This window comes from Paraburkholderia sp. RL17-381-BIF-C (assembly GCF_046026435.1).
In the GTDB taxonomy this organism is placed as follows: Bacteria; Pseudomonadota; Gammaproteobacteria; order Burkholderiales; family Burkholderiaceae; genus Paraburkholderia.
On record NZ_JARESX010000012.1, the window covers coordinates 52,851 to 72,641 of the forward strand.

General features: G+C 63.9%; 22 protein-coding genes. 10 read left to right on the forward strand and 12 right to left on the reverse strand.

Features of this window, described 5'->3' with window-relative positions:
* Window positions 1-75: 75 nt before the first annotated feature.
* Window positions 76-1,065 carry a substrate-binding domain-containing protein gene (locus P0D70_RS10420; protein WP_408184390.1) on the forward strand — a complete coding sequence of 330 codons (990 nt, stop codon included), beginning with the start codon at window positions 76-78 and terminating at the stop codon, window positions 1,063-1,065.
* Window positions 1,066-1,135: 70 nt separating this feature from the next.
* On the opposite strand, the gene P0D70_RS10425 is transcribed toward P0D70_RS10420, so the two are convergent.
* The gene (locus tag P0D70_RS10425; RefSeq protein WP_408184391.1) at window positions 1,136-1,567 is read right to left on the reverse strand and encodes a PRC-barrel domain-containing protein; all 432 of its coding nucleotides are present in this window, start codon (window positions 1,565-1,567) and stop codon (window positions 1,136-1,138) included.
* Window positions 1,568-1,780: 213 nt separating this feature from the next.
* Between P0D70_RS10425 and P0D70_RS10430 the strand changes: the two genes are divergently transcribed.
* From P0D70_RS10430 to P0D70_RS10440, 3 genes are all read left to right on the forward strand, one after another.
* Window positions 1,781-2,941: an MFS transporter gene (locus P0D70_RS10430; protein ID WP_091806461.1), complete on the forward strand. Its 1,161-nt coding sequence runs from the start codon at window positions 1,781-1,783 to the stop codon at window positions 2,939-2,941.
* A 245-nt stretch (window positions 2,942-3,186) separates the two neighbouring features.
* Window positions 3,187-4,359 (forward strand): glycosyltransferase family 9 protein, encoded by a 1,173-nt coding sequence (locus P0D70_RS10435; RefSeq protein ID WP_408184392.1) that lies wholly within the window; start codon window positions 3,187-3,189, stop codon window positions 4,357-4,359.
* 202 nt (window positions 4,360-4,561) lie between these two features.
* Window positions 4,562-5,023, forward strand: coding sequence for a MarR family winged helix-turn-helix transcriptional regulator (locus tag P0D70_RS10440; RefSeq protein WP_091806467.1), 462 nt, complete (start codon window positions 4,562-4,564; stop codon window positions 5,021-5,023).
* A gap of 149 nt (window positions 5,024-5,172) precedes the next feature.
* Here the strand turns inward: P0D70_RS10440 and msrA are convergent, their stop codons facing one another.
* The 3 genes from msrA to P0D70_RS10455 all read right to left on the reverse strand — a co-directional run bounded on the left by msrA (window position 5,173) and on the right by P0D70_RS10455 (window position 6,640).
* Window positions 5,173-5,679 carry a peptide-methionine (S)-S-oxide reductase MsrA gene (gene msrA, locus P0D70_RS10445; RefSeq protein ID WP_408184393.1) on the reverse strand — a complete coding sequence of 169 codons (507 nt, stop codon included), beginning with the start codon at window positions 5,677-5,679 and terminating at the stop codon, window positions 5,173-5,175.
* 179 nt (window positions 5,680-5,858) lie between these two features.
* Window positions 5,859-6,131, reverse strand: a complete 273-nt coding sequence (locus P0D70_RS10450) for a hypothetical protein (RefSeq protein WP_408184394.1) — start codon at window positions 6,129-6,131, stop codon at window positions 5,859-5,861.
* Window positions 6,132-6,214: 83 nt separating this feature from the next.
* Window positions 6,215-6,640 (reverse strand): Ohr family peroxiredoxin, encoded by a 426-nt coding sequence (locus tag P0D70_RS10455; RefSeq protein ID WP_408184395.1) that lies wholly within the window; start codon window positions 6,638-6,640, stop codon window positions 6,215-6,217.
* A 370-nt stretch (window positions 6,641-7,010) separates the two neighbouring features.
* Between P0D70_RS10455 and P0D70_RS10460 the strand changes: the two genes are divergently transcribed.
* Entirely contained in the window at window positions 7,011-8,084 is a 1,074-nt protein-coding gene (locus P0D70_RS10460; protein WP_408184449.1) for an FUSC family protein, read from the forward strand.
* A 31-nt stretch (window positions 8,085-8,115) separates the two neighbouring features.
* On the opposite strand, the gene P0D70_RS10465 is transcribed toward P0D70_RS10460, so the two are convergent.
* Window positions 8,116-9,027 (reverse strand): LysR family transcriptional regulator, encoded by a 912-nt coding sequence (locus tag P0D70_RS10465; protein ID WP_408184396.1) that lies wholly within the window; start codon window positions 9,025-9,027, stop codon window positions 8,116-8,118.
* A 164-nt stretch (window positions 9,028-9,191) separates the two neighbouring features.
* On the opposite strand from P0D70_RS10465, the gene P0D70_RS10470 reads away from it, so the two are divergent.
* A complete protein-coding gene (locus tag P0D70_RS10470; protein WP_408184397.1) occupies window positions 9,192-10,292 on the forward strand; it encodes an NAD(P)H-dependent flavin oxidoreductase in 1,101 nt (366 codons plus the stop codon).
* Window positions 10,293-10,351: 59 nt separating this feature from the next.
* On the opposite strand, the gene P0D70_RS10475 is transcribed toward P0D70_RS10470, so the two are convergent.
* From P0D70_RS10475 to P0D70_RS10500, 6 genes are all read right to left on the reverse strand, one after another.
* On the reverse strand, window positions 10,352-10,588 hold the full coding sequence (locus P0D70_RS10475) for a tautomerase family protein (RefSeq protein ID WP_091806485.1): 237 nt from the start codon (window positions 10,586-10,588) through the stop codon (window positions 10,352-10,354).
* A 61-nt stretch (window positions 10,589-10,649) separates the two neighbouring features.
* Window positions 10,650-11,360 (reverse strand): SDR family NAD(P)-dependent oxidoreductase, encoded by a 711-nt coding sequence (locus P0D70_RS10480; RefSeq protein ID WP_091806487.1) that lies wholly within the window; start codon window positions 11,358-11,360, stop codon window positions 10,650-10,652.
* 217 nt (window positions 11,361-11,577) lie between these two features.
* On the reverse strand, window positions 11,578-12,741 hold the full coding sequence (locus tag P0D70_RS10485; protein WP_091806489.1) for a patatin-like phospholipase family protein: 1,164 nt from the start codon (window positions 12,739-12,741) through the stop codon (window positions 11,578-11,580).
* A gap of 230 nt (window positions 12,742-12,971) precedes the next feature.
* Window positions 12,972-13,355 carry a hypothetical protein gene (locus P0D70_RS10490; RefSeq protein WP_408184398.1) on the reverse strand — a complete coding sequence of 128 codons (384 nt, stop codon included), beginning with the start codon at window positions 13,353-13,355 and terminating at the stop codon, window positions 12,972-12,974.
* A gap of 73 nt (window positions 13,356-13,428) precedes the next feature.
* Window positions 13,429-13,872: a hypothetical protein gene (locus tag P0D70_RS10495; RefSeq protein WP_408184399.1), complete on the reverse strand. Its 444-nt coding sequence runs from the start codon at window positions 13,870-13,872 to the stop codon at window positions 13,429-13,431.
* Between the two features lie 177 nt (window positions 13,873-14,049).
* The gene (locus tag P0D70_RS10500; protein WP_408184400.1) at window positions 14,050-14,874 is read right to left on the reverse strand and encodes an isocitrate lyase/PEP mutase family protein; all 825 of its coding nucleotides are present in this window, start codon (window positions 14,872-14,874) and stop codon (window positions 14,050-14,052) included.
* A 60-nt stretch (window positions 14,875-14,934) separates the two neighbouring features.
* Here P0D70_RS10500 and P0D70_RS10505 point away from each other — a divergent pair, with 60 nt between their 5' ends.
* Both P0D70_RS10505 and P0D70_RS10510 read left to right on the forward strand, forming a co-directional pair.
* A complete protein-coding gene (locus P0D70_RS10505) occupies window positions 14,935-15,159 on the forward strand; it encodes a hypothetical protein (RefSeq protein WP_408184401.1) in 225 nt (74 codons plus the stop codon).
* A gap of 18 nt (window positions 15,160-15,177) precedes the next feature.
* Complete coding sequence (locus P0D70_RS10510; RefSeq protein ID WP_408184402.1) at window positions 15,178-16,032, forward strand: phytanoyl-CoA dioxygenase family protein; 855 nt, start codon at window positions 15,178-15,180, stop codon at window positions 16,030-16,032.
* Between the two features lie 38 nt (window positions 16,033-16,070).
* On the opposite strand, the gene P0D70_RS10515 is transcribed toward P0D70_RS10510, so the two are convergent.
* The gene (locus P0D70_RS10515) at window positions 16,071-16,943 is read right to left on the reverse strand and encodes a LysR family transcriptional regulator (RefSeq protein WP_408184403.1); all 873 of its coding nucleotides are present in this window, start codon (window positions 16,941-16,943) and stop codon (window positions 16,071-16,073) included.
* A gap of 194 nt (window positions 16,944-17,137) precedes the next feature.
* On the opposite strand from P0D70_RS10515, the gene P0D70_RS10520 reads away from it, so the two are divergent.
* Entirely contained in the window at window positions 17,138-18,103 is a 966-nt protein-coding gene (locus P0D70_RS10520; RefSeq protein WP_408184404.1) for a sugar ABC transporter substrate-binding protein, read from the forward strand.
* A 72-nt stretch (window positions 18,104-18,175) separates the two neighbouring features.
* The gene (locus tag P0D70_RS10525) at window positions 18,176-19,789 is read left to right on the forward strand and encodes a sugar ABC transporter ATP-binding protein (protein WP_408184405.1); all 1,614 of its coding nucleotides are present in this window, start codon (window positions 18,176-18,178) and stop codon (window positions 19,787-19,789) included.
* Window positions 19,790-19,791 lie beyond the last annotated feature (2 nt).

Below are 19,791 nucleotides of genomic sequence, written 5' to 3' on the forward strand. Positions count from 1 at the left end.
CGGCGAGCGTATCGAGCGGCTTTCATCCGAATGCGGCACGGCCATTCGTCGGCCCGCCCCAGAAGGAGAGATTCAATGATGCAGAACACGCCTCGAGGGAAGCCCTATCGGGAGACGCGCCGTCGCGTGTTGCTTGCCGCCGCGTTGGCCGCCGCCGGCATCACCGGCACCGTGGGCGCCGTGGCTGCACAGGGCGGCAAGCTCAAGATCGCGCTCGTGCTGAAGTCGCAGACCGATCCGTTCACGGTGGCGATGGCGAGCGCCGCGCAGGACTACCAGCGGCATTTCGCGTCGCAATTCGGTTTGACGATGCGCGCCACGGCCACCGAAAGCGATACTGCCGGGCAGATCCGCATGGTCGAGGAGATGATCAAGGCAAAGATGAACGCGATCGTCATCGCGCCGACGGATTCGAAAGCGCTGACCGCGGTTGTCGCTCGCGCGATCAAGGCGGGCATCATCATGATCGCGATCGACAATCCGCTCGATGACGCGTCGCAGGACGCGGCCGGAATTTCCGTGCCGTTCGTCGGGCCGAACAATCGCAAGGGCGCGCAGCAGGTCGGCAATTATCTGGCGGGGCGGCTCAATGCGGGCGATCAGGTGGGCATCATTGAAGGCAGTCCCGCCGATCGCAATGCGCAGCAACGCACGGAAGGTTGCCGGGACGCGATGAATGCGGCGGGCATCGGCATCGTCGCCGTTCAGTCCGGCGAATGGGAGTACGGGAAGGGCCGCGACGTCGCCTCGAAGATGCTCAACGAGCATCCGCAGATTCGCGGCTTGCTGTGCGGCAACGACAATATGGCAATGGGCGCGGTCGACGCGGTTCGCGACGCCGGCAGAACGGGCGGCGTCTACATCACCGGCTACAACGATATCGACGCGATCAAGCCGCTGCTCGCCGATGGCCGCGTGCTTGCCACGATCAATCAGTTCGCCGCTCGCCAGGCGATCTACGGCGTCGACGTGGCGTTGAAGGCGGTGACCGAGCAGAAAAAGCAGAGCGAATTGTCGAGGGTGATCGAAACGCCGCTGCAACTGGTCACGGCCGCCAATCGCTGAATCGAGGCTGTTGTAAGGCCTTTGCGGGAGCGAGCCGTCTCACTCCCGCATCACAGCCTGCCACGTCCCGTTATTCCACCTTGACCTTGCGCGGCTTGGTCGCTTTTTCGAGCTTGTTGTACTCGAACTCGGGCACCGACTTCAGCGCATCCTTGGTCGCGCCGGCGAGGAACAGATTGCCGTCGCGGATCTCGAAGTGATCGACCGGAATCGCCACGAAGTGCTTGCCCATGCCGAGGAAGCCACCCACCGACACGACGGCATACGTTGCCTTGCGGTCCGGCGAAATGATCACGTCATAGATGCTGCCGATCTTGTCGTTCAGATCGTTGTAGACAGGCTCGTCGACCAGGGCGCGCCGCACGCTCCAGCCTTTTAGCAGCGCATTGGTTTGCTCGACCGTGCCGCCGAGCGGCTGCAGTCCGGCAATTTGCGCGTAGGCGCTTTGCGACGCACAGATTGCGGCGAGAGCGGTCGCGCAGATGAGTGTTTTTGCTTTCATTTTGGCTCCTTGTTATCTATCGAACAGTCAGCTTCGTACCAAGGCAAGAGGAAGCACGCCATGTGCCCGGGGCGGCGCGAACCGGCATTCGTGCTTCTCCGTCAATACTTAATTGCCGCCCGAAGGGTGTTTGTCAGGTGCCCACTGCCCGACAATCCGTCGATTGCGATATTTGCAGGGAGAATAAGTATGAAACCAGGTATGAAACCGGGTATGAAACCAACGTGGGCACTGTTGGCGCTGGCTGTCGGCGCATTCGGCATCGGCACGACCGAATTCGCCCCAATGGGCTTGTTGCCCGTGATCGCGAACGGCGTGGGCGTCTCCATTCCCGCCGCCGGCCTGCTGATCAGCGCCTATGCTCTCGGCGTCATGCTGGGCGCGCCGTTGATGACGCTCGCCTTCGGCAGACTGCGCGCAAAGAAAGCGCTGATCGCGCTCATGTCGATCTTCGTGATCGGCAATCTGCTGTCGGCCATGGCGCCCGGCTACTGGACGCTGCTCGCCGCACGGCTTGTCACGAGCCTGAACCACGGTGCGTTTTTCGGCATCGGCTCCGTGGTCGCGGCGAATCTCGTGCCGCGCGAGAAGCGCGCGAGCGCGGTCGCCACCATGTTCATGGGACTCACGATCGCCAATATTGGCGGCGTGCCGGCCGCGACCTGGATCGGTCAGCAGATCGGCTGGCGCATGGCGTTCGCCGGCACCGCGGGGCTCGGCGTGCTGGCGATTGCCGCACTGGCCGTTGCGCTGCCGCGAGGCGATGCGGGCAAGATGCCGGACGTCCGCCGCGAGTTGCGGGTGCTGGCGCGGCCTGAAGTGCTGATGGCGCTGGCCACCACCGTGATGGGCGCCGGCGCGATGTTCACGCTTTACACCTATGTGGCGCCGGTGCTCGACAATTTGACGGGCGCCTCCGCGGGCTTCGTCACGATCGCGCTGGTGCTGATCGGCATCGGCTTCACGATCGGCAACGGCCTGGGCGGACGGCTCGCCGACTGGTCGCTCGACGGCAGCACGAAGCTGTTTCTCGGCGCGCTGGCGGTCATCATGGTGGCGTTGCCGTTCGTTCTCACCAGCCACGTGGGCGCGTTGATCGGCATGCTCGTGTGGGGCGCGGCCACGTTTGCGATCGTGCCGCCGGTGCAGATTCGCGTGATGCACGCGGCGGCCGAGGCGCCGGGGCTCGCGTCGTCGGTGAACGTGGGGGCGTTCAATCTCGGCAACGCGCTGGGCGCCGCCGCCGGCGGCGCGGTGATTTCAGCGGGGCTGGGTTATTCGGCGGTGCCGATTGCCGGCGCGGTGCTGGCAGCGGCCGGGCTGCTGCTGGTGTTCGCCGGCCGTGCCAGGCGCCAGGCGATCGAGAGCTGCTGACGGTGAGGCTTCGATCGACTGTGCCAGCCTCGTCTCGTCCGCGAGAAGAGAGCCGCTAGCAGACGGACCTCACGCAGTCCACGGCTCTGTACGCCCGGCCACAGAGCGCACTGCGGCAACCATGCACAATCGGAGCGAGATCCGGGCGGCGCCTGCGGCGCACCGGCGCCATGCGCGCCCGGGCCGCCTGCCGCCGCGCGTCGATGCACGGCGACGGCGATAACCCTCTGCCGATTGGAGACGCAATGGGTTGGAAAAGCCTGCTGATTGAATCGCCGGTCTGGTTGATGGGCCGGTTTCACCGTCCACGGTTCGACCCGCATCGCGACACGCCGCGCGAGATTCTCGTGCTGCGTCCGAACGATTTCGGCGAGCTGCTCACCACCACGCCGCTCTTCGAAGCGCTGCGCACGCGCTTTCCGACCACACGCCTGATCGCGGGCGTCGGCAGTTGGGGGCGTCCGATTCTCGAGAACAATCCTTTCGTCGACGAGATCGTGGAGATCGACGCGCCCTGGAATAACAAGCTGGTCGAGGACCGCTCGCACCGCAACGTGTTGCGTTTTCTGTGGAAGTCGCCGCAAGTCGCCGCGCTGCGCGCGCGCGGCGGCTTCGATGTCGGTATCGATGTGCTCGGCAGCTACATGGGCGCGCTGCTGCTGATGCGCGCCGGTGTGCGTTATCGCATCGGCGTGCGCGGTTATCGCGGCGGCTGGAGCGGGTGTCAGGCGCATATCGAATTCGCTGCCCGGCAATGCGGACGCGCGGCACTCGCGCAGGGAGAGCTGCTGGGCGCAACGGCGCTGCCGGAAGCACGCCCCCAACTGTTTTTGACCGACGACGAGCGCGCAACCGCCGCGCGGATCTGGAATACGGCTAGCGTGCCGGGCCGTCGCACCGTGCGATTGATCGTCGGTGTCGGGGCGGGTGTTCCGACCAAGGCGTGGGACGCTCGCCAGGTCGGCGCCGCACTCGCGCAGATCACGCAGACGCTCGAACAAGCCGGCGATGCGTGCGATATCGTGATCGTCGGCAGCAAAGCCGATCAAGCGCGCGCCGCCGAGGCGATCGCCGCGGCGGGGCCGCGCGTGCCGGTCCGCTCGGTGGCAGGCGAGGTGCCGATGCGCATCATGTTCGCCCTCACGGAACAGGCCGGCGTCGTGCTGACAAACTCGACGATGCTGATGCACGTCGCGGCCGCGTTTCGCCGTCCGACTGTCGCCGTGATCGGCGGCAGCGTGACCAAACCCGAACGGCACGATGCCATCTGGGGCTATCCGCCGCCGTATCGCAGCGTGTCGCCCGAGCAGTATGTCGCGGGCGAGCACGCGCGGAACTGGCCGAGCGTCGAGCGGGTCGTGCAAGCGGTTCTGGAGGCGGTCGGCACGCAGCGGGCGCAAGTCAGCGCGGCGGCCTGATGTCGTGCCGGCTCGTTCGCCATTGACGTTGATAAGCCAGAACTCTCGAACCTCCATCGCGGCGGCATCGCTCGGCTGACCAAACTGGGCTCGCTGAATCGCGGAGCATTGCCGTGCGCGATTTTAGAGCGATTGCGATTTGATCGCATGCGATATATAATCGCGTCTACGAGGCACTTGCCTATGCCCAACGAGGACGCAGATGAAATCGACCGACCCGTCAGCCGCCGCGAATGTGAAGCTGTCCGACTTCCTGTGCTTTGCGGTTTATTCCGCGAATCTGGCGTTCGGCAAGGCATACAAGCCCATTCTCGAAGAGCTCGGTCTGACCTATACGCAATACATCACGATCATTGCGCTGTGGGAGGAAGACAACCAGACCGTCAGCAGTCTGGGCGAGAAGCTCTTTCTCGAATCCAACACGCTCACGCCGATCCTGAAGAAGCTGGAAGCGGCGGGTTATGTGGAAAGGCAGCGCGATCCCAACGACGAACGCCAGGTGCTGGTCGGCCTGACGAAAAGCGGCCGGCGGCTGCGTGAGAAAGGCCTGAGCATGGACCTCGTCGAAGCGACCGGTCTCGCGCCGGACGAGTTCGCGAAAGTGCAGAAGGCGATCGTGACGCTGCGCAACAATCTCGTCAAAGCGGTTCACGACGGGGAATGAGCGGGGCGGTCGCTCGCGGTTGCCATGACCGCGCGATCCAAGGACTCTTCAAGCGCTTTGCCCATGAAAGAAGCCCATAGACGTCGCCGTCTATGGGCTTTCGCTTTTGCGCCGCGGTGTTGCTCGACCGTGGGCGCCCGGGTTCACCATCAGCCGCGCTTGGGCAGCTTCCAGTCCGGCCGGACGAAGTGGCACGTGTATCCGTTGGGAATACGCTCCAGATAATCCTGATGTTCCGGTTCGGCTTCCCAGAACGGGCCTGCGGGAGCGATCTCGGTCACAACCTTGCCTGGCCACAGATCGGATGCTTCGACGTCGGCAATGGTTTTTTCGGCGACTCGCTTCTGCTCGTCGTCGAGATAGAAAATCGCCGAGCGGTAGCTCATTCCGACGTCGTTGCCCTGGCGGTTCCTGGTCGTCGGATCGTGAATCTGGAAGAAAAACTCCAGGATCTGACGATAGCTGATCTGGGCAGGGTCGAACACGACCTCGAGCGCTTCTGCATGCGTGCCGTGGTTGCGGTACGTGGCGTTGGGCACGTCGCCGCCGGTGTAGCCCACCCGCGTGGACAGCACGCCGGGGTAACGCCGCAGCAGGTCTTGCATGCCCCAGAAGCAGCCGCCGGCCAGAATGGCGGTTTCGGTTTGCGTCGTCATTTCAATCCTTTTTGTCAGTGGCGCCGCGCCACTCGCAGGTGGGTTGGTTTGCCGTTGTCGGATGCGATCCCACAAGCATGCCAGAGATCGGCCTGGCCGGTCGGCCGGCGGCTAAAGCCCATCATGCCGGCATTGTCATGCCGAGCCGGCTGGGACCGTGCCGCGGTCGGCGACGCGGCCTAATGACGTGCGTAGAGACCGCCGCGCGGCGCAACGGCGGCACCACCCGCTGATTCGGAATGACCGGCGACCACGCCGCCGTATGCCGCTTGCGAGCCGGGCGCTTCATCGGCGCTCGCCGCGACGGTTTGCGCGCTTTGCCCACGTTGCGACGCCGGTGCGCCGGCCGAGGGCCGATAGAAGGGCGCCGGACCATAGCCGCTCGCGAACGCGGGCGCGGCGGCGGAAGCAGACAGGGCGACGAGCAGTGCGGCAATGAGTTTGGATTTCATGATGAAGCTCCGTGAAAAGTGGGGAGTGAGAGGCGCAGTCCATGCCGGATCGCGCCCCGGATTCGTTGAGCGGCCGATCAGGATCAGGCTACGTTGACGACGACGTCGATGTTTCCCCGCACGGCTTTCGAATACGGGCAGACTTCGTGCGCTTCGTGCGCGATGGCCTCGGCGAGCTCGCGCGCCACGCCCGGCACGCTGACGTTAAAGCGCGCCTGAAGGAAATAGGCGTTGCCGGTCATGCCCAGATCGACCTCGACCTCGACCGACAGATCGGCCGGAAGCTTCACCTTCTTCTCCTGAGCCACGAGGCCGATCGCCAGGATGTAGCAGGACGACCATGCGCCCGCGAACAGTTTTTCCGCGGTCGGATGGGCCTCAACGGCCGTGAACGCGAGGTTGTCGGCAGGGCCTTCGGACGAGGAGAGTTGCAGGTCGACGCGACCGCCACGGCCGTTGACTTTCGTATGGGTTTTGCCGGTGGAGAGGACAGTTTCGATCTTGGTCATGATGAATTCCTTGAAGAGTGCAGGGTGTCGAATCGCTTTAAATCGCATGCGATGTAATCGCATGCGTCGAATAATGGTCGAGAAGTTTGGCTTTGTCAAGCGTATGCGATTAAATCGCATGCGATTTTGGGTGGTAGAAAGCCACGACTCGCGGATGGCGCTCAGCAAGTGGCGCTCGCGCCAAGGCAGGGCAGGCCGGCGCGGCAAGCCGCTGAGGACGATTTTCGACCGGAGCCGCTGCGTTCCTTTCGACTAGACTACGAGCTACCCCGATTCGACAGCGCACAACGCCGTGAAGCCAGAAGTGATCCTCGAGGACGACGACAAGGGTGTCGGCGCCGACGCGCAAGATCGCGAGGCGAGCGGCGGCATGGGGGGCGGACGGACAGACAAGGGTCGGTGCGGCGCCTGCCGGTTGCTATGGGCATGGCTGGAACGGATCGACCCCGGCACGCATCGCCGGATCAAGGGGCTGCGACTCGTCACCGCCTACGGCATCGCCGCCGCGCTCGGAACCTTGCAGGACGTCACGCATGGTCTGCCCGGCGCCACGGTGGTCGGGTCGCTGGCCAGCAGCTTCGCCCTCTGGGCCAGCGTCTCGGAAGCGCGCGTCTCGCGGGCGGAATCCAGCCGCGATCTGGTGCTCCTGTGCGTGGCCGCTGCGCTCGGTGCGGCCATGTTTATCGGATTCGCCCCGCTTCTGCAGACGATCGGCAACGCAGGTCCCGAACTGACGCTCGTGACGGGCGCGTTTCTCGTCGGCTACCTCAAGCGCTTCGGCATTCTGGGTGCGGGAACCGGCTCGCAGGTCTACATTGGCCAGTTGCTGGCCTACAGTGCGCATCTGACGGCCGTCGATCTACCGGCGGTCGCGGTCGCCGGATTGATCGCCATGCTCGCGTCAGTCGTGCCGCGTCTGCTCAGCGGGCCGGCGGAACGTCCGGCCACCATGGTGCTTGCGCCCGCCGACGTGCCGGATCGCTGGAAACTCCCGGCTGAACTGATCATGGGCCTGCAGGCGGCAAGCGGCGCGCTGGCCGTCGTTGCGTTGAACGGCGCGATAGGACTCGAGGAGTCGGCCTGGGCCATCACGGCATGCACGTACGTCGTGGCCGGCTCGGCAAGCGGGACGGTGGAGCGGGTGCGTCGACGGATTGTGGGCACCTTGATCGGCGTGCCGCTGGGGCTCGCTTGCCTGCCGCTCGTCGAGCATGCTCCGCTGCTCGCCTGGGCCGCCGCGGCGGTCGCGATGATCGTCTACGCGATGGCATTGCCCAATCGTTACGATATCGCCTGCGCGGCGTTTGCCTTCACGTTGATCGTGACGCTGGCGATCGGCGGCGTGCACTCTGTTTCGTTTCTTGGCGCGCGCGCCTGGGAGACGCTTCTCGGCGGAGCGCTCGGACTGCTCGCCGCGAAGTTCATTTTTCCGCTGCGATCCTGACACCGTGACCATCGCGCGAACACCTCCACGCCTACGATCCGAGCCTTTCCATCAGGAAGTCGACGAAACTGCGCACGCGTGACGACAGGTGTCGCGCATGCGGATAGAGCAGGACAAACGGCCGCGAACAACCGCCATAAGGAATGAGCAACTCCTTCAGCGTGCCCTCGGCGATATCCTTCTCGACGATAAATCGATAGGTTTGAAAAAGGCCTGCGCCGTGACGCGCGAGCGTGGCCCCGGCAAGTACATCGCCCGAAGACGTGTAAGCGCCGCGCGTCATCGTCTCGACCACCGCGCCTTCGTGTTTGAACAGCCACGGGATGTTGCGGCCGGTGCTCGGCAACGCGAACTGGATGCAGTCGTGATGGACCAGATCGTCGGGCGTTTTCAGTTTGGCTGTGCCCCGCAGATAGGCCGGCGAAGCAACGACCACCAGTTCCGCGTCTTCGATCTTGCGCGCGATCAGACCGGAGTCGCCCGGCGCACTGCCGCGAATGGCCAGGTCGAAGCCTTCTTCGCCAAAGTCGATGTTGCGGTTGCTGAGATGCGTTTCGACCGTGACGCCCGGATAGCGCTTGCGAAACTCGGCCAGCAGGGGAAGCACGCGATAGTGGCCATATGGCGTCGGCATGCTGATTCGCAGCGCGCCGGTGGGCGCCGTCTGTTGTCCGGTCGCTTCGCGTTCGGCTTCGGCGAGTTGGGCGAGCGCCTGCCGGCATTGTTCGGCGTACCGTCTTCCCGCATCCGTCAGCCGGATCTGCCGTGTGGTCCGCACAAACAGGCGCACGCCGAGGCGTTCCTCCAGACGTGCGACAGTGCGACTGACGGCGGCCGGCGTGACGCTCGCCGCGTTCGCGGCCTCGGTGAAACTCTCGAGTTCGGCCGCGAGACAGAACAGTTCGATACTGCCCAGAAGGACGTCTTCAAATTGACGCTGCATGGTCTCTCGGCGACTTGTCTGATCGTGCTGTCTTGTCCAGGCAGAATGTCGCCCGGAACGACCGCAACGCGAACACAACGACGGTGTGGCCGCGTCCGGTGCGCGATAGAGCTTCGTATGGAATATCAGGACTATATTGTAGTGAGACTCGATGGGGAAGCGACATGACCGACCAGACAGACAATCGTGCCTTGCTGCACCTGCTGGGTATCGACAAGCCAATCATTCAGGCGCCCATGGCCGGCGTGAGCACGCCCGCCATGGCTGCGGCTGTCTCCAATGCAGGCGGCCTCGGCTCGCTAGGTGTGGGAGCGATGAACGCTGAAGGCGCTCGCAAGGTGATCCGGGAGACCCGCGCGCTGACGGGCAAGCCGTTCAATATCAACGTCTTTTGCCATCAACCGGCGCAAGCGGACGCGGCACGCGAGCAGCAATGGTTGAACTGGCTCGCGCCGCATTTCGAAAAGTATGGGGTGATGCCGCCGGCAAAGCTCTCGGAGATCTACACGAGCTTCGCGGCGGATCCGGCCATGCTGGCGGTTTTTCTCGAAGAGAAACCGGCGATCGTCAGTTTCCACTTCGGCTTGCCTTCCGCCAATGTCATCGCCGAACTGAAGACGGCGGGTATCAAGCTGCTTGCCAGCGCGACAAACCTGGAGGAGGCGGCGCAGGTTGAGGAGGCGGGCGTCGATGCGATTGTGGCGCAAGGCATCGAGGCCGGCGGGCATCGCGGTGTCTTCGATCCCGAAGCGTATGACGATGGGCTGGGCACCTTCGCGCTGACCCGTTTGCTGGTCAGCCGATGCCGGCTGCCGGTGATCGCTTCCGGCGGCATCATGGACGGTGCCGGTATTGCTGCGGCGCTCGCACTCGGCGCCCAGGCCGCGCAGCTTGGCACGGCATTCGTGACCTGCCCCGAAAGCTCGATCGACGACGGTTACCGCCGCGCAATGCTGGGCGAGGCGGCGCGCCGCACGACCTTCACGGCGGCAATCTCCGGGCGGACCGCGAGAAGCATGGCGAACCGCTTCACGGCCCTCGGCGCCGACGCGCGCTCACCCGAGCCGCCCGCGTATCCGATCGCCTACGATGCGGGAAAAGCCCTTCACGCCGCCGCGAAAGCCAAAGGGGAGTTCGGCTACGGCGCGCAGTGGGCCGGTCAGGCGGCCGCTCTGGCGAGGTCGTTGCCCGCTGCCGAACTGGTGGCCCAGTTGGAGCGCGAACTGAAGGAGAGCGTTCAGCGCTTGCGGCAGTTCGCGGAGTAATGGATCCGCGAACTGCGGGCCGACGGACTATACGGATTGAGCGATCGAGGTGCTGTCGCTCAACCCGGCTTCTGGCTCAGCTGCTTGCGATACGCTAGAACCGGCAATCCGCCCCAACCCCAGTTCTCGGTGTTCACCTCTTCGATGACCACGAAGGTCGATTCGAGCGGTTTGTGCAACACGTCCAGCAGCAACTGACTGACGCCCGCGATGAGTTGGGCTTTTTCGTCGGCCGTGACGGCATCGTTGCCGGGTTTGGAACCCTCGCGGGTCACCTGAATCGTGACGATAGGCATGTCGTTCTCCGTTGTCCTCGGTTGACGTGAAGGGCGCCGGCCAGCGGCGCCCTGGGCGCGATCAGTGGCCTGCGCTCTGGCCGCCGTCGACGTGCAGGATTTCACCTGTCACGAACGGCGCCGAATCCAGATACAGGACCGCACCCACGATATCGCTCATTTCGCCCATATGCCCGACCGGATGCAGTGCGCCGAGCGCCGCATGGGTCTCTTGCGGGTGCATCGGCGACTTGATGATGCCCGGCGAAACGGCGTTTGCGCGAATGCCCTTCTTCGCATATTCGATGGCGAGCGACTTCGTGGCCGAGTTCAGGCCGCCCTTGGTCAGCGAGGCCAGCACCGAGGGCACGCCGTCGATTGCGTGGTCGGTCAGGCTCGTCGTGACGCTCACCACGTGACCGCTACCCTGCTTTTCCATCTGGGCAATAGCGAGTTGCGTGATGTAGAAAAATCCCGAGAGGTTCACGGCGGTGACGGTTGCGTAGTCTTCGGCCGTGTATTGGGTGAAGGGCTTGGCGACGAAAATGCCGGCGTTGTTGACCAGTGTGTCGATGCGGCCAAAACGGGCGACGGCTTCGGAGACCACGCGCTGCGCGGTGGCCGGGTCGGCGATGTCGCCTGCCACGGTCAGGACGTTGGGATCTTCCGACGGCTTGACCGAACGTGCGGTTGCAACGACGCGATAGTCGAGCTTGCGAAATGCGTTGACGATTTCGGCGCCAATGCCTTGTGATGCGCCCGTAACGACAACGACTTTTTGTGAGGTGCTCATGGCTAAATCTCCAGATAAGTGATTTGATCAGATGCTGATCGGGCCAGCGGCTCCGATGGGTATGAAATCTAGGCGCATTGGCGCCGATTTCGAACACCCGCCATGGACAAACAGTCTTGCCTGCAAGGTACAAATGGATTGGGCGGTGAGCGGCCGCGCCGGGCGTGCGTTGCGGCCGGCGTCGCGCCGGCGTTGCCGCTTGCGGTGCTGAGTCGATTTATTTCTGGCTGTCCGCCGAGTTCATGCGAAAGACCGAGATGCCTTCCATCGGGTCCAGCGTTTCCCGCCAGGGTGCGCGCTTCAACAGACGGGCCGTGTCCTCGTAGCCCGCGAGCCAGCGCCGCTTGATTCCCGCCGACGAAAAATCGATGTCCCGGTTCAGGTCATCGTTATCGAATGCCGGTGCGTCGAGTTCCAGCACTTGCATCGTCGTGCCGCAGCCCCAATCGAGCAGTTCCCGCACTTCCGGCGCGTTGCGTTGCTCTTCGGGCAGGTGCTGGCCGAGTTCACGAATCACATGACGAAGCCGGTGAATCTGCTTCTGCCGATCGAGATGGCTTTCCGCGCGACTCGAATACTGAATGTCGCGTTGCCGGCTCATTACCTGCAAGATCGATTCGGGTTCCGGACCGCTGGAGGGCCACAACTGCACCGAAAAAATCACCGAGTCGCGGCGCGGCCGGTCGTCGAGCACGGCTTCGAGCGGCGTATTCGAATAGATGCCGCCATCCCAGTACGATTCGCCTTCCAGCCGCACCGCCGGAAAGCCAGGTGGAAAAGCGGCGGAGGCCATGACGTGTTCGACGTCGAGCAGATCGTCGCGATTGGTGAAGTACCGCATGCGGCCACTGCGGACATTGACGGTGCCCACGGTCAACCGCGTTGTTTTCTGATTCAGGTAGTCGAAATCGATCAGCGACGACAAGGTGTCGCGCAGCGGTCCGGTCGAATAGAACGCGGCCTGATCGGAGCGAACACGTGCCTGAATTCCCGCCCAGCTCTGCCACTGTGGCGTGAAAAACGACGGCACGCCTTGAGTGACCGTGGCGACGTCGCGCAACCAGGTGGCAAGTCCGGGCAACCAGTTTGCCGCCTCGACGCCATGACAGGCCACGCCGTTCCAGAACTGCGTCAGGCGCGCCATGCGGTTTTCCGGAAGATTGCCGGCGATGATCGCGCCATTGATCGCGCCGATCGACGTGCCGATTACCCAGTGAGGTTCGACTTTGCCGTCATGAAGTGCCTGATATACCCCGGCCTGGTAAGCACCAAGGGCACCGCCCCCCTGAAAGACCAGGACGATCTGGCCGGGAATGTCCGGTACGCCGTCCGGGCCGTTTTCTGCGTTGCTCTGGCGTTCGACGTGCGTCTTGTTACCCATGACAAGTCTCCGGGACACGTGCTGCGGTGCCGCTGATTTTGCCACGGTATGGCCGGCGTGACGGCGGAGATAATCCGTGTCCGACCAACGACGAACTGGGTCAACCTCTCCTTAATCCTGGAGAGCGCGCGCAGCGCCGATAGGCGCGCTTCTTTTTCGCAATGGTTCAGAACGTCGCGTCAGATACGGACAACCTGGCGATTTGGACATCCACCGCTGGTGGCGATGCCCTACGCCTTCGGCAGAGTCGATTTCCTTCCGCGATTGCGCGGTTTCGGCTCGACTCCCACGCGTGGATCGCGTGCGAGCACGAGCGCCGTCAGTTTTTCGGCGACGATCTCAAACGCCGGATCTTCCTGCGGAACATAGAGCCACTTGCCGAGCACCGGATGCGGCCGCAAAGCAGGCATTTCATTGATGAGCGCGGCGTGGCGCTCCTGCGATGTGCACACCAGCAGGCCATTCCAGGGCGCGTCGCGATCGGCGGCCACGAGGCACAAGAGGCCGTCGATATAGGCGGCGTCGCTGCCGAACATACGCTTGCTGAAGAAGGTCGAATCGCGCTCGAACGCGTCGAAGATCCAGACGAGCGAGTTGCGGACAGACGAAGGCATCGGCGTAAAGTCCTGGGCGGCATGAACGAAGCGGAGCGAAAAGCATAGCACCGCGATGTTCAGACGCGCTGCGTCAATGCGTGCAGATCACCGCCGTCAGCAGTAACGGAATGACCATGTGTACAACGGCGGTGCTTCCGGCCGCGCGCAAGCGCTTTTCGACCGACTCGCTCGGTGCGGATAACACGGCGCCGTACAGCGGGCCGGCGAGTGCCTGGCCGCGGCCTTTCTTGAACATCTCGTCGTCCGGTTCGTAGCCGAGCACGGCATAGACGCGAAACCCGAACGCGGTCATGTCGCTGCCATGCACCGGTCGAAACGCGTTGACCGAATTCGTGTCGATCCGCATTGGATTCGGCTCGATGTACTTGTCTTCGATGAGCTGCCCGATGAAATCGTGGGGACGCGCCTGGCAGTCGAATTGCGCGTCGAGCGCGTACGCGTGCGAGGCCGGCGTATATAAGCCGACGCTCGAGGCGAGTAGAGCTGCAACTGCGGTGAGAGGACGAGGTGCCATGGCTAACATGCCTGAACTGCGAGCGTCGACAGGCCGGACGCTCGCTAGTCATCAGTCTCTCACGTCCTTGCCTTTAGCGTACGTGCGTCAGCGAACCATGGTGGCGTCGGGGGCCGGTTCGCACCGGCGCTCGGTCTGCGTACCGCTCGACGCGTCAGTCACCGCGTTGTCATCATTCTATGTGCGGTCCTGGAACAGAGCATTGAGTTGCGAGCCGGGCGCCGCGCCGGCGAAGCCGTCGAAGCGTCCCTGAACCAGCGACTGCGCGGCCTGCATGAAACCGCCCCATGCCGCACGCGCCAGCGCCCCGCCGACACTGATGCGCCGCACGCCGAGCGCGGCCACGTCCTGCACCGTGAGCGCCGACGTCGAACCGATCAGCAGATTGACGGGCTTCGGCGCCACCGCCGCCACCACGGCTTCGATCTGTTCGCGCGTCTGGATGCCAGGCGCGTACAGGCAGTCCGCGCCGGCCGCGGCATACGCCTTGAGGCGCGCAATCGTATCGTCCAGATCGGGCGAGCCGGCGAGGAAGTTCTCGGCCCGGCCGACCAACAGTGTCTCGCCGCCGGTTTCGTCGATGGCTCGGCGCGCCGCGCTGATCCGTTCCACGGCGGCTTCGATTGAAAACAGCGGCGCGGCGGCATTGCCGGTGGAGTCTTCAATCGACAGTCCGGCAACGCCGGTCTCGACGGCAAGCCTGACACTTTCTGCGACCTCCGCCGGATCGCGGCCGAAGCCGTTCTCGAAGTCGGCGTTGACCGGCAGATCCGTTGCTTCGACGATCTCGCGCAAGTGCGCGAGGATGGCATCGCGGGGCAGTGTGTTGTCGGCGTGTCCGGTCGACCATGCAAAGCCGGAACTGGTCGTGGCGAGCGCCTGGAAGCCGAGGGATTGCAGATAGCGCGCGCTGCCGGCATCCCACGGATTGGGCAGGACGAAACAGCCGGAGGTGTGCAATGCCTTGAAAGCGGCGCGCTTCTCGACGACGGTGCGGGACATGCGTATCTCCTGAAAACGGACGAGCGTGAGGCGCTCGTGTTGTGATGTGACAGGGAAGCGATGGACCTCATCATCCGTGAAATTCGACCGGTTGTGTCGGTTATACGTATGTTCGGAAAGGCATGGCGGACAACGGTCGACAGCGTGCGCGACAGCATGGGAACCGAGCGCAATACGCCATCGAAATGGAAAATAAATTCTATTATTATTTATTTGGCAATTATTCTTGCAGATGCGCCGGATTGTCTTCTATGCTTGACCTCGAACGCCGCTGCAACGCGGTGAGGCTCACAGGAGACAGTCGTGGACAGGATCGAAACGAATGACGCGACACCGGGCGTGGTAGTCGAGGCTCTGACGCGTGGTCCCGGCGCGATATGCCTACGCGGACTGTTCAGCGAAAGCCAGGTGGCGGAGGCACGCGGCGTGGTGATGGCTCATTCGGAAGATCGCGCGCAAACCGTCACGCATTTTCAGGGGCAGGCCGCGGAAGAACAGCGGCTTCACTTGCAGCGGCGCGTGTGGAATCTGCTCGCCAAGGGCGACGTATTCTCCGAGATGTCGGAGCAGCCTGTGATCGTGGATGCGATGCGCCGCTTTCTCGGCGACGACTTCATCATGGGCTCGATCGCGGCCAACCGTATTCTGCCCGGCGGGCCCGGCCAGGAACCGCACATCGACTATCCATACTGGGACTACCACATGCCGGACACGTTTCCGCTCGGCATCAACACGTCGTTCCCGCTCAATGCACAGGTGACGATTCCGCTCGACCCCTTTACGGCCGAGACCGGCGCGACGGCGTTCGTGCCGCACACGCAGCACGAATTGCGCTATCCGGCGGAAGGCGACCGGTTCTTCGAGCGTTGCCAACGCGTGACGGCCGAGCCGGGCGATGCCATCGTGTTCTTCGGCGCGACCTGGCATTGCGCGATGCCCAATCGCAGCACGCAGGATCGCAGCGCCGTGCTGATCCAGTACTTGCCCAAGTTCGTGAAGCCGATGGAAGACCTGCGCGCAATGGTCGGCGAAGAGTTCGTCAAACGGGCGAGTCCGACCATGCGTCAGTTGCTCGGCCTCAATTTCCCCTACCCGCAGAACCTCGACGAGATCGCCGTGGCGACCAACGCCGAGGGTCGCAAGAACGCGATGCGTTGAGGCAGGGCGCGACTCGCGCTTGCCGGAATAAAGTGACGCTAGCGGAAAATCTCCGCAATCAGGTTAGCCACGGTCCGGATCCGCTCGCTGTCGCGCAATGCCGGATGCAGCACCATCCACACGTCCTGATCGAGCGACTTGATATGCTTCTCCACGCAGACGAGGTCGCTCGTCGTGTCACCGGCCAGTTGGGCAAGGACGCCGAGTCCTGAGCCGCCCAGAACGCCGTCGAATACGCCCATGCCGTAGCTGCTGCGCAGCGACGGCGCCGGGGCGCCCGGCAGCGTTTTCAGCCATTGCGTGGCCGGGTGATCGGGCTGCCGGTCGTCGTAGCCGACGAACGACAGCTTGTCCCACTCCTTCTTCACGATCGCCGCGCGGTGGCGAAGATAGTAGTCGCGCGAGCCGTAGAGCCCGAAGCGGATCCGCCCGATCCGCCGAACATACAGGTCACCTTCTTCCGGGCACTCGGACCACAGGGCGATGTCCGCCTCGCGCCGCGCAAGGCTATAGGGGCGGCGCGAAGTGAGCACTTCGATCGCGAGCCCGGGCAGCCTGTCCTGAAACGAGCCGAGCAGCTTCAGCAGAATGTACGACGGCCACTCGACGGCGTTGATCCGCACCGTGCCGTGCGCGGCCGCGCCGCCGTTCACGTCCGCGGCGCGTTCGATCTGGTGAGCCAGGTCCTCCATCTGCTCCGCCCAGGCCAGCACCCGCGCGCCGAACGCGGTCATGGTACAGCCGGACGGCACCCGGTCGATGAGCGGTTCGCCCAGCCGCCTTTCCAGCTCGGTGAGGCGGCGCGACAAGGTTGGCGCGCTCAGGTCGCACGCCGCCGCGGCGGATCGCATCGTTCCCTCGCGGGCGATTGCGACCAGAATTCGAAGGTCGTCCCAATCGACGTGTTCCATTTTTGAAACGATAGGTTTTGAAATTTGGCATAGCATAACGCAGTTCGCGAGGATAGGATTGGAGCTGGCCATACTTGCCCGGCATCACACGACGAGACCTGCAAGGTCCGGCACGGCGTGGCAAGTGCGGCGTTCCTGCCCATCACACGACTCATCGGCTCTCAGTAGACCGAACGAGCGATACGGAGACATCAATGATTCGCCATTTTCTACCGGCGCGGCGTCGCGCCATCGCAGCTGGCGCGGCCTTCCTCGCCGTGTCGATTTTGCCGATGCCGGCGGCATTCGCCCAGGCCGCGCATAAGCCGAAAGTCGCGCTTGTCATGAAGTCGCTGGCGAACGAATTTTTCCTGACCATGGAAACGGGCGCCAAGGATTATCAGAAGCAGAATCCGGCGAAATTCGACCTGGTCACCAACGGCATCAAGGACGAGACGGACACCGCGAACCAGATCCGCATCGTCGAGCAGATGATCGTCTCGAAGGTCGACGCGCTGGTGATTGCACCGGCCGACTCGAAGGCGCTCGTGCCGGTCCTGAAGAAAGCGGTCGACGCCGGCATCATCGTGGTCAATATCGACAACAAGCTGGACGGCGACGTCCTCAAATCGAAAGACCTGAATATCCCGTTCGTCGGGCCGGATAACGCGAAGGGCGCACAGAAGGTCGGCGACTACCTGGCCAAGCACCTGAAGTCGGGTGACAACGTCGGCATTATCGAAGGCGTCTCGACCACGACCAATGCGCAGCAACGCACTGCCGGCTTCAAGCAGGCCATGGCGTCGGGCGGCATGAAGGTCGTCTCGCTGCAATCGGGCGAGTGGGAAATCGACAAGGGCAACGCCGTGGCGAGCCAGATCCTCAACGCGAATCCGGACGTCAAGGCCTTGCTGTGCGGCAACGACAACATGGCGATCGGCGCCGTATCGGCCGTGCGCGCGGCCGGCAAGGCCGGCAAGGTGCAGGTGGTCGGCTACGACGACATCAATGCGATCAAGCCCATGCTCGCCGACGGCCGCGTTCTCGCCACCGCCAATCAGTACGCCGCGAAGCAGGCTGTGTTCGGTATCGACACGGCTTTGAAAGCACTCTCCGCACACAAGAAACAGTCTGAATTGTCCGGCGTCGTCGAAACGCCCGTCGATCTGGTCACCAAGTAAGCGTGGTGCAACGCGTGGCCCGCTGCGTCAAGGGGCCACGCTGACTGATTTCTGTCCAGCTCGATCTATCCGATGTCCATTCCCATTCCCTCCCTTGCCGATGCCCCGCCCGTGCTGCGTGTTCAGGGCATCGGCAAGACCTATGCCGAACCCGTGCTCGCCGACGTATCACTGGAACTGCGCGCGGGCGAAGTGCTCGCGCTGACCGGCGAGAACGGCGCGGGCAAGAGCACCTTGTCCAAAATCATAGGCGGCCTCGTCACGCCGACTACCGGCTCGATGACTCTCGGCGGCGCGGCGTACGCGCCGGCCAGCCGCAAGGACGCCGAGGCGCTCGGCGTGCGCATGGTCATGCAGGAGTTGAACCTGTTGCCGACGCTCACGGTGGCGGAGAATCTGTTTCTGAACCGCTTGCCGCGGCGCGGCATGTTCGGCTGGATCGACCGCGCCAAACTGCGCGAGGACGCGCGGCACGCCATGGCGCAAGTCGGGCTCGACGCGATCGATCCCGACACGTTGGTTGGCACGCTCGGGATCGGGCATCAGCAGATGGTCGAGATCGCGCGCAATCTGATCGGCGACTGCCGCGTGTTGATTCTCGACGAACCGACCGCGATGTTGACCGCCCGCGAAGTCGATCTGCTGTTCGAGCAGGTCGAGCGGCTCAAGGCGCGCGGCGTGGCGTTGGTGTATATCTCGCACCGGCTCGAAGAATTGAAGCGAATCGCGCGGCACGCTGCCGTGTTGCGCGACGGCCGCCTCGTGCATGTCGACGAGATGGCCAACCTCACGACCGATCGTCTCGTGACGCTGATGGTGGGCCGCGATATCGGCGACAGGATCGATCTCGGCGAGCGGCGCATCGGCGAGGTGGCGTTCAAGGTCAGCGGCATGACGCGCGAGCCGGTGGTGCGCGACGTGTCCTTCGAGGTCAAGGCCGGCGAAATATTCGGCATCAGCGGCCTGATTGGCGCAGGCCGCACGGAGCTGATGCGGCTCATTTATGGCGCGGACCGCGCGGACGCCGGCAGCGTCTCGATCGGACGTGAAGGCGGTTCGCCCGTACCCGTGGCGATCGCCTCGCCCGCGGACGCCGTGAAGCACGGCATCGCACTGATCACCGAAGATCGCAAAGGCGAGGGGCTTCTGCTGACCCAGCCGATCGCCGCCAACATCTCGCTGGGCCACCTGCGCGCCGTGTCGAGCAAGGGTGTGGTGGACGGCCGTCGCGAGGCGGCCTTGGCGCACCAGCAGATCGACGCCATGCGCATTCGCAGCGCCGGGCCGTCGCAGCCGGTGTCGGAGCTGTCCGGCGGCAACCAGCAGAAGGTGGTGATCGGCCGGTGGCTCGCGCGCGATTGCGCGGTGCTGCTATTTGACGAACCCACGCGCGGCATCGACGTCGGCGCGAAGTTCGATATTTATGCATTGATGGGCGCGCTGGCTCGCGAAGGCCGTGCTCTCGTGGTCGTATCGAGCGATCTGCGCGAATTGATGGCGATTTGCGACCGGATCGGCGTGATGTCGGCGGGACGGATGACGGGCCTGTTCGAACGCGGCAACTGGACCCAGGACGCGCTGCTGGCCGCGGCATTCGCCGGCTACGCGAAGCGCGAGGACCTGCTGCACGAGCCGATCGAACCCGACGCCAAAGCGCCCGACGAAAGCAAATTTGTGGAGTATTGAGC